The 6,361-nt window shown below is 72.3% G+C and carries 7 protein-coding genes; 3 read left to right on the forward strand and 4 right to left on the reverse strand.

The window, feature by feature from the left end; genetic code table 11:
- Positions 1-118: 118 nt before the first annotated feature.
- On the forward strand, positions 119-964 hold the full coding sequence (locus tag ACFW22_RS17340) for an SDR family oxidoreductase (RefSeq protein WP_386404675.1): 846 nt from the start codon (positions 119-121) through the stop codon (positions 962-964).
- A gap of 15 nt (positions 965-979) precedes the next feature.
- Positions 980-1,573, forward strand: coding sequence for a TetR/AcrR family transcriptional regulator (locus ACFW22_RS17345; protein WP_386404678.1), 594 nt, complete (start codon positions 980-982; stop codon positions 1,571-1,573).
- Positions 1,574-1,648: 75 nt separating this feature from the next.
- Here ACFW22_RS17345 and ACFW22_RS17350 read toward each other — a convergent pair whose 3' ends face one another.
- From ACFW22_RS17350 to ACFW22_RS17360, 3 genes are all read right to left on the reverse strand, one after another.
- On the reverse strand, positions 1,649-2,863 hold the full coding sequence (locus tag ACFW22_RS17350; RefSeq protein WP_386404681.1) for an acyl-CoA dehydrogenase family protein: 1,215 nt from the start codon (positions 2,861-2,863) through the stop codon (positions 1,649-1,651).
- A gap of 6 nt (positions 2,864-2,869) precedes the next feature.
- Positions 2,870-3,892: a phosphotransferase family protein gene (locus ACFW22_RS17355; protein WP_386404684.1), complete on the reverse strand. Its 1,023-nt coding sequence runs from the start codon at positions 3,890-3,892 to the stop codon at positions 2,870-2,872.
- Positions 3,893-4,072: 180 nt separating this feature from the next.
- Positions 4,073-4,984 (reverse strand): MBL fold metallo-hydrolase, encoded by a 912-nt coding sequence (locus tag ACFW22_RS17360; RefSeq protein WP_386404687.1) that lies wholly within the window; start codon positions 4,982-4,984, stop codon positions 4,073-4,075.
- A gap of 213 nt (positions 4,985-5,197) precedes the next feature.
- Here ACFW22_RS17360 and ACFW22_RS17365 point away from each other — a divergent pair, with 213 nt between their 5' ends.
- Entirely contained in the window at positions 5,198-6,127 is a 930-nt protein-coding gene (locus ACFW22_RS17365; RefSeq protein ID WP_386404690.1) for an NADP-dependent oxidoreductase, read from the forward strand.
- A 3-nt stretch (positions 6,128-6,130) separates the two neighbouring features.
- On the opposite strand, the gene ACFW22_RS17370 is transcribed toward ACFW22_RS17365, so the two are convergent.
- Positions 6,131-6,361, reverse strand: a 231-nt coding sequence (locus ACFW22_RS17370; protein ID WP_386404693.1) for a hypothetical protein, incomplete at its 5' end; no start/stop codon positions are given.

Raw genomic sequence — 6,361 nt, forward strand, 5'->3', positions numbered from 1 at the left:
GGGCCCGCACGCTAGCGTTTCCGGTCGCCCTGGGGAACGAGGCGTGCGGGCGGGTCTTCCGCCATTCCATACCGACTGGTTAGTCTGTCCCGGTCGTCACAGCCGAGAGGGTGGGTCCATGACCGCGGACACGAACGAGCTCCAGGGTGCCGGCGTCGTCGTCACCGGAGCGGGCGGTGGCATCGGAGCCGCACTCGCCCGCCGCTTCGCCGCCGAGGGCGCCAGGGTCGTCGTCAATGACCTCGACCCGGAGCGCACCAAGGCCGTCGCCGAGGAGATCGGTGGCGTTCCCGTCCCCGGCGACGCCTCCGCCGTCGTCGCCGAGGCCCGTGAGGCGCTCGGCGGCACCGTCGACGTCTGGTGCGCCAATGCCGGACTCTCCTCACCGGGGGACGCCTTCGCCGACGAGGACGTCTGGGCCGCCGCCTGGGACGTCAACGTCATGGCCCACGTCCGTGCGGCCCGTGCCCTGCTCCCCGAGTGGCTGGAGCGGGGCCGCGGCCGTTTCGTCTCCACCGTCTCCGCCGCCGGACTGCTCACCATGATCGGTGCGGCGCCCTACAGCGTCTCCAAGCACGGTGCGTACGCCTTCGCCGAATGGCTCTCCCTCACCTACCGCCACCGCGGACTCAAGGTCCACGCCATCTGTCCGCAGGGCGTCCGCACGGACATGCTCACCGCCGCGGGGTCCGCCGGCGAGCTCGTCCTGGCACCCACGGCCATCGAGCCCGAGGACGTCGCCGACGCCCTCCTCGACGCCGTGCACGCCGACCGCTTCCTCGTCCTCCCGCACCCCGAGGTCGCCGGCTACTACCGCAACCGATCCGCCGATCCCGAGCGGTGGCTCGACACGATGAACCGCGTCCAGCAGACCTGGGAGACGGGCACCCGTGAAAACGGAGCGCGGACTGATGGGAAGATTTCCTGGCGGGAACGAGTTCCCCTGACTGAAAACGATCACTAGGGAAGGCGGCGGAGCATGGCCAGGACGACGGACGAAAGCGGCGCCCCCGTCCCCCAGAGGCTTCTCGCCGCAGCCACCCGGCTCTTCGCCGAGCGGGGCTACGACCGCACCTCCGTCCAGGAGATCGTGGAGGCCGCCGGAGTCACCAAGGGGGCCCTCTACCACTACTTCGGCTCCAAGGAGGACCTCCTCCAGGAGGTGTACTCCCGGGTCCTGCGCCTCCAGCAGGAGCGGCTCGACGCCTTCGCGGACGCCGACGCGCCCGTCGAGGAGCGCCTGCGGGCCGCTGCCGCCGACGTCGTCGTCACCACCATCGAGAACCTCGACGACGCCGCCATCTTCTTCCGCTCCATGCACCACCTGAGCCCCGAGAAGAACAAGCAGGTCCGAGCCGAGCGGCGCCGCTACCACGAGCGCTTCCGGGCCCTGGTCGAAGAGGGGCAGCGGTCGGGCGTGTTCTCCGACGCGACCCCCGCCGACCTGGTCGTGGACTACCACTTCGGCTCGGTCCACCACCTCTCCACCTGGTACCGCCCGGACGGCCCGCTCGCTCCCGAGCAGGTCGCCGGACACCTCGCCGACCTGCTCCTCAGGGCCCTGCGCCCCTGACCGGCCCGCGGTCGCCCCGGTAGGACCGGCCGCCCCCTCTTCCCGGAGGGGGCGGCCGGTCCTCGGGCGGGCCGCCTAGCGGTACTTCTTGAGCTCCCGGCGCGCCAGCGACCTCTGGTGCACCTCGTCCGGTCCGTCCGCGAGCTTCAGCGTCCGCGCCGCCGCCCACAGCTCGGCGAGCGGGAAGTCCTGCGAGACGCCGCCCGCCCCGTGCGCCTGTACGGCCCTGTCGATGATGTCGACGACGGCGCGCGGCGTCGCGATCTTGATGGCCTGGATCTCGGTGTGCGCGCCCCGGTTGCCCACGGTGTCCATGAGCCAGGCGGTCTTGAGGACGAGGAGCCGCAGTTGCTCGATCGTCACCCGGGCGTCGGCGATCCAGTTCTGCACGACGCCCTGCTGGGCGAGCGTCTTGCCGAAGGCGGTGCGGGAGACGGCGCGCCGACAGGTCAGTTCGACGGCCCGTTCCGCCATGCCGATGAGCCGCATGCAGTGGTGGATGCGGCCGGGGCCGAGCCGGGCCTGCGCGATGGCGAAGCCGCCGCCCTCCTCGCCGACGATGTTCGACGCCGGGACCCGGACCCCGTCGAAGACCACCTCGGCGTGACCGCCGTGGTAGTGGTCCTCGTAGCCGTACACCCGCATCGCGCGCCGGACCTCGACGCCCGGGGCGTCGCGCGGCACGAGGACCATCGACTGCTGGCGACGGAGGTCGGCCCCCTCCGGGTCCGTCTTGCCCATGACGATGAAGACCTTGCAGTCGGGGTTCATCGCCCCGGAGATGTACCACTTGCGGCCGTCGATCACGTACGCGTCGCCGTCCCGCCGGATCCGGGTCTCGATGTTCGTCGCGTCGGAGGAGGCGACCTCGGGCTCGGTCATGGCGAAGGCCGACCTGATCTCGCCGGCGAGGAGCGGCTCCAGCCACTGCTTCTTCTGCGCCTCGTCGCCGAACTGGGCGAGCAGTTCCATGTTCCCGGTGTCGGGGGCGGCGCAGTTGAGGGCGGTCGGGGCCAGTTGCGGGCTGCGGCCGGTGATTTCGGCGAGCGGCGCGTACTGGAGGTTGGTGAGCCCGGCGCCGTACTCCGCGTCGGGCAGGAAGAGGTTCCAGAGGCCCTGTCGCTTGGCTTCGGCCTTGAGGTCCTCGACGATCGGCGGGGTGTCCCAGGGGGAGGCGAGCAGGGCGCGCTGCTCCTCGGCCACGGACTCGGCCGGATGGACGTGTTCGTCCATGAACGCGAGGAGCCGGGTCCGCAGCTCCTCGGTGCGGGCGTCGTAGGAGAAGTCCATGACGGTTCAGCCTTCCTGAAGGGTGGTCAGGCCGTGCTCGATGAAGACGGGGACGAGGGCGCCGATGCGGTCGAAGCCGGCACCGACGGTCTGGCCGAGGGTGTAGCGGTAGTGGATGCCCTCCAGGATCACGGCGAGCTTGAACCAGGCGAAGGCCGTGTACCAGGAGAGGGCGCTGACGTCCCGGCCGGAGTGCGCCGCGTAGCGCTCGACCAGCTCGGCGGCGCTCGGATGTCCGGGGGCCGTCGCGGTCGTGGAGACGGGCGATTCCGGCAGGTCGAGCGGCGTGCTGTACATGACGAGGAGGCCGAGGTCGGTGAGCGGATCGCCGAGGGTGGACATCTCCCAGTCGAGGACGGCCCGGATCCGGTCGTCCTCGCCGATGAGGACGTTGTCGAGCCGGTAGTCGCCGTGGACCACGGTGGGCGGGGGAGAGGCGGGCAGCGCGCCGCCGAGGGCCGCGTGGAGCTGCTCGATGCCGGGCAGTTCCCGACCGCGCGAGGCGTCGAGCTGCTTGCCCCAGCGGCGCAGCTGTCGGTCGAGGAAGCCCTCGGGCCGCCCGAAGTCCCCGAGCCCCACCGCCTCCGGCGCGACGGCGTGCAGATCGACGAGCGCGTCGACCAGGCCGAGGACCGCGGCGCGGGTGCGCTCGGGGCCGAGCGGGGCGAGTTGGCGGGCCGAGCGGTACGGCGTGCCCTCGACGAACTCCATGACGTAGAACGGCGCGCCGAGCACCGATGTGTCCTCGCTGAGCAGGACCGTCCGGGGGACCGGCACGTCCGTCGGGTGGAGGGCGCTGATGACGCGGTGCTCGCGCCGCATGTCGTGGGCGGTGGCGAGGACGTGTCCGAGCGGGGGGCGGCGGACGACCCAGCGGTCGGAGCCGTCGCTCACGACGTACGTCAGGTTCGATCGGCCGCCCTCGATCAGTCGGGCTTCGAGGGGGCCGGACACCAGGCCGGGTCGCTCGCGGTCGAGGAACCGGCGCAGCTGTTCGGGGTCGAGGCCAGGTGGCGGGGCGGAACTCATGCGGGCGTACCTCCGGATCGACTTCGGTCGCCGTTCATGATGACCGACCAGTCGGTATGTCGTCCAGGGGGTGGTGGAGAAGCCCGCGCGCACTCCGGCCCCGCCCGTGCCCCCCGAGGGAGGTGCGGACGGCTCCGGAGCGCGGCCCCGCCCGCTGCCCACCGGGGGCACGGGCGACCCTCATGCGTGGCAGGCCACCGGCATCCCGCCGTTCATCGCCGCCATGTCCCCGAACACCGCGACCGGGTCGAGCGGGTGCCCCTCCGGCAGGCCCTCCAGCTCCGCGTACGCCCGGTGCAGGTTCGCCACCAGTCGCTCGCTCTCCCGCCACGCGGCGAACTCGCCCAGTTCGGTCCGCCGTGCCGTCTCCAAGGGGGTCGCTCCCCTGGCGTACCCCTCGGCCGCCACTTCCTGCACCCAGCGCAGGTACCGCTCCGTGGCCTCGTACGCGGAGGGGTCGGTCACCCGGCCGTGCCCCGGCACCACCGTCGGGGCGTCGAGGGACCGCAGCAGGTTCAGCGCGCGCAGCGAACCCACCAGCGAGCCCATCGGGAGGAACGGCGTCCCGCCGTGGAAGACCAGGTCGCCGGTGAAGACCACGCCCTGCTCCGGGAGGTGCACGATCGAGTCGCCCGTGGTGTGCGCGGCACCCGGGTGGAGCACCCGCACCTCCGTGTCGCCGACGTGGAGCGTGAGCCTTTCGTCGTAGGTGACGGAGGGCGGCAGGATGTCGACGTGGCCGAAGTCGGTCTGGGGCCACAGCAGATGGAGCTGGTGTCCGGCCGCGAGCTGCTCGGAGCGGCAGTTCTCGTGCCCCACGATCCGGGCTTCCGGCCGGAAGACGCCGTTGCCGTAGGTGTGGTCGCCGTGGTGGTGGGTGGAGACGATGGTCCCGGGCAGCGGCAAGCCCTCGGCGAGCACTGCTCCGCGCAGCAACCTCGCCCGTCGTTCGGTGGCCGCGGTGTCGACGAGCAGCGACTCGCCCGCGTCGCCGAGGAACCCGGCGTTGTTCAGGCACCAGCCGCCGTCCGGCTGGACGAAGGCGTGCACGTTCGGAGCGAGCTGGACCACGTAAGGGTCGTTGGCGGACAAGGATTCCCCCCTGGATGAGAGCCCGACTGGACAGGGGGAAGGGTGCCAGCCGCCGCACCCCGGTGAAAAGCTGGTGAGCCGGGCCCCCGTCCCCGCCCCCGGGCCTCGTTTTTCGCACCCGGGCCCCGGTCCCCGCACCCGGGGACCGGTTTCCGGTCCGGCCCGGGCCCTCCCGGCTTGCGGGTGGACCCGGACGCACCGAGGGTCGAGGGTATGAAGGCGATCAGCTACAGCCGGTACGGCGGTCCCGAAGTCCTGGAGTACGGCGAACTGCCCGACCCCAAGGTCGGCCCCGATGACGTCCTCGTCAAGGTGCGGGCCGCCGCGGTCAACCCCGTCGACTGGAAGGCACAGGCGGGTTATCTCGACGGCATGCTCGACACCGTGTTCCCGGTGGTCCCCGGTTGGGACGTTTCCGGGGTGGTGGTCCGTCCGGGCGTCTCCGTCACCGAGTTCGCCGAGGGCGACGAGGTGATGGGGTACGTGCGCGAGGACTTCCTCGCGCACGGCACCTTCGCCGAGTACGTGGCCGCGCCCGTCCGCACCCTCGCCCGCAAGCCCCGTGCCTTCGGCTTCGAAGAGGCCGCCGCGCTGCCGCTCGCCGGCCTCACCGCGTACCAGGTGCTCCGCCAGGCCCTCGCCGTCGGCGCCGGGGACACCGTCCTGGTGCACGCGGCGGCCGGTGGGGTCGGCTCGATGGCCGTGCAGATCGCCCGTCACTTCGGTTGCCGGGTGATCGGTGCGGCCAGGGAGGCGGGCCTGGAGCGGGTCGCCGAACTCGGCGCGGAACCCGTCCGGTACGACGAGGACACCTTCGCCGACCAGGTCCGGGCCCTTGCCCCGCTGGGCCTGGAGGCCGTGCTGGACACCATCGGCGGGCCCTTCCTGAAGCTCTCCGCCCCACTCCTCGCCCCGCGGGGGCGACTGGCCTCCATCGCCGACGGGGAGGTCCTCGCCCTCGGCGGTCGCTACTTCTGGGTCCGTCCCGATGCCGCTGACCTCGCGGCCCTCGCCGACCTGGTCGACGAGGGCGCCCTCGCGGTACGGGTGGCCAGGACCTTCCCCCTGGAGCGGGCGGCCGACGCCCAACGCGCCAATGCGGCCGGCGGCCTCAACGGCAAGGTCGTGGTGACGGTCCCCTAGGACTCACCAGATCACCGCGACCCCGAAGGCGGCGAGCGCGATCGTGCACCCTGCCGCGAGCAGCGCCCCCCGGTGCGAGAGCGGGAGCGGCCGGGCCGTCCCCAGGGAACGGATCCGTTGGTGGGCCACGCCGAGGAAGGCGATCCACACCAGGGCCGAGAGCGCGAGTCCGGTCAGTTCCTTCGCCGTGAGCTCGTCGCTCACGGTGAGCTTCACGGCGAGCACGGCGACCAC

Source organism: Streptomyces sp. NPDC058872 (assembly GCF_042743065.1).
In the GTDB taxonomy this organism is placed as follows: domain Bacteria; phylum Actinomycetota; class Actinomycetes; order Streptomycetales; family Streptomycetaceae; genus Streptomyces.

Bases quoted from the DNA above. Each gene is read 5' to 3' on its own strand.
- ACFW22_RS17350 (WP_386404681.1), bottom strand. From the start codon at position 2,863: ATGGACTTCTCCTACGACGCCCGCACCGAGGAGCTGCGGACCCGGCTC.
- ACFW22_RS17340 (WP_386404675.1), top strand. From the start codon at position 119: ATGACCGCGGACACGAACGAGCTCCAGGGTGCCGGCGTCGTCGTCACC.
- ACFW22_RS17365 (WP_386404690.1), top strand. From the start codon at position 5,198: ATGAAGGCGATCAGCTACAGCCGGTACGGCGGTCCCGAAGTCCTGGAG.
- ACFW22_RS17355 (WP_386404684.1), bottom strand. From the start codon at position 3,892: ATGAGTTCCGCCCCGCCACCTGGCCTCGACCCCGAACAGCTGCGCCGG.
- ACFW22_RS17345 (WP_386404678.1), top strand. From the start codon at position 980: ATGGCCAGGACGACGGACGAAAGCGGCGCCCCCGTCCCCCAGAGGCTT.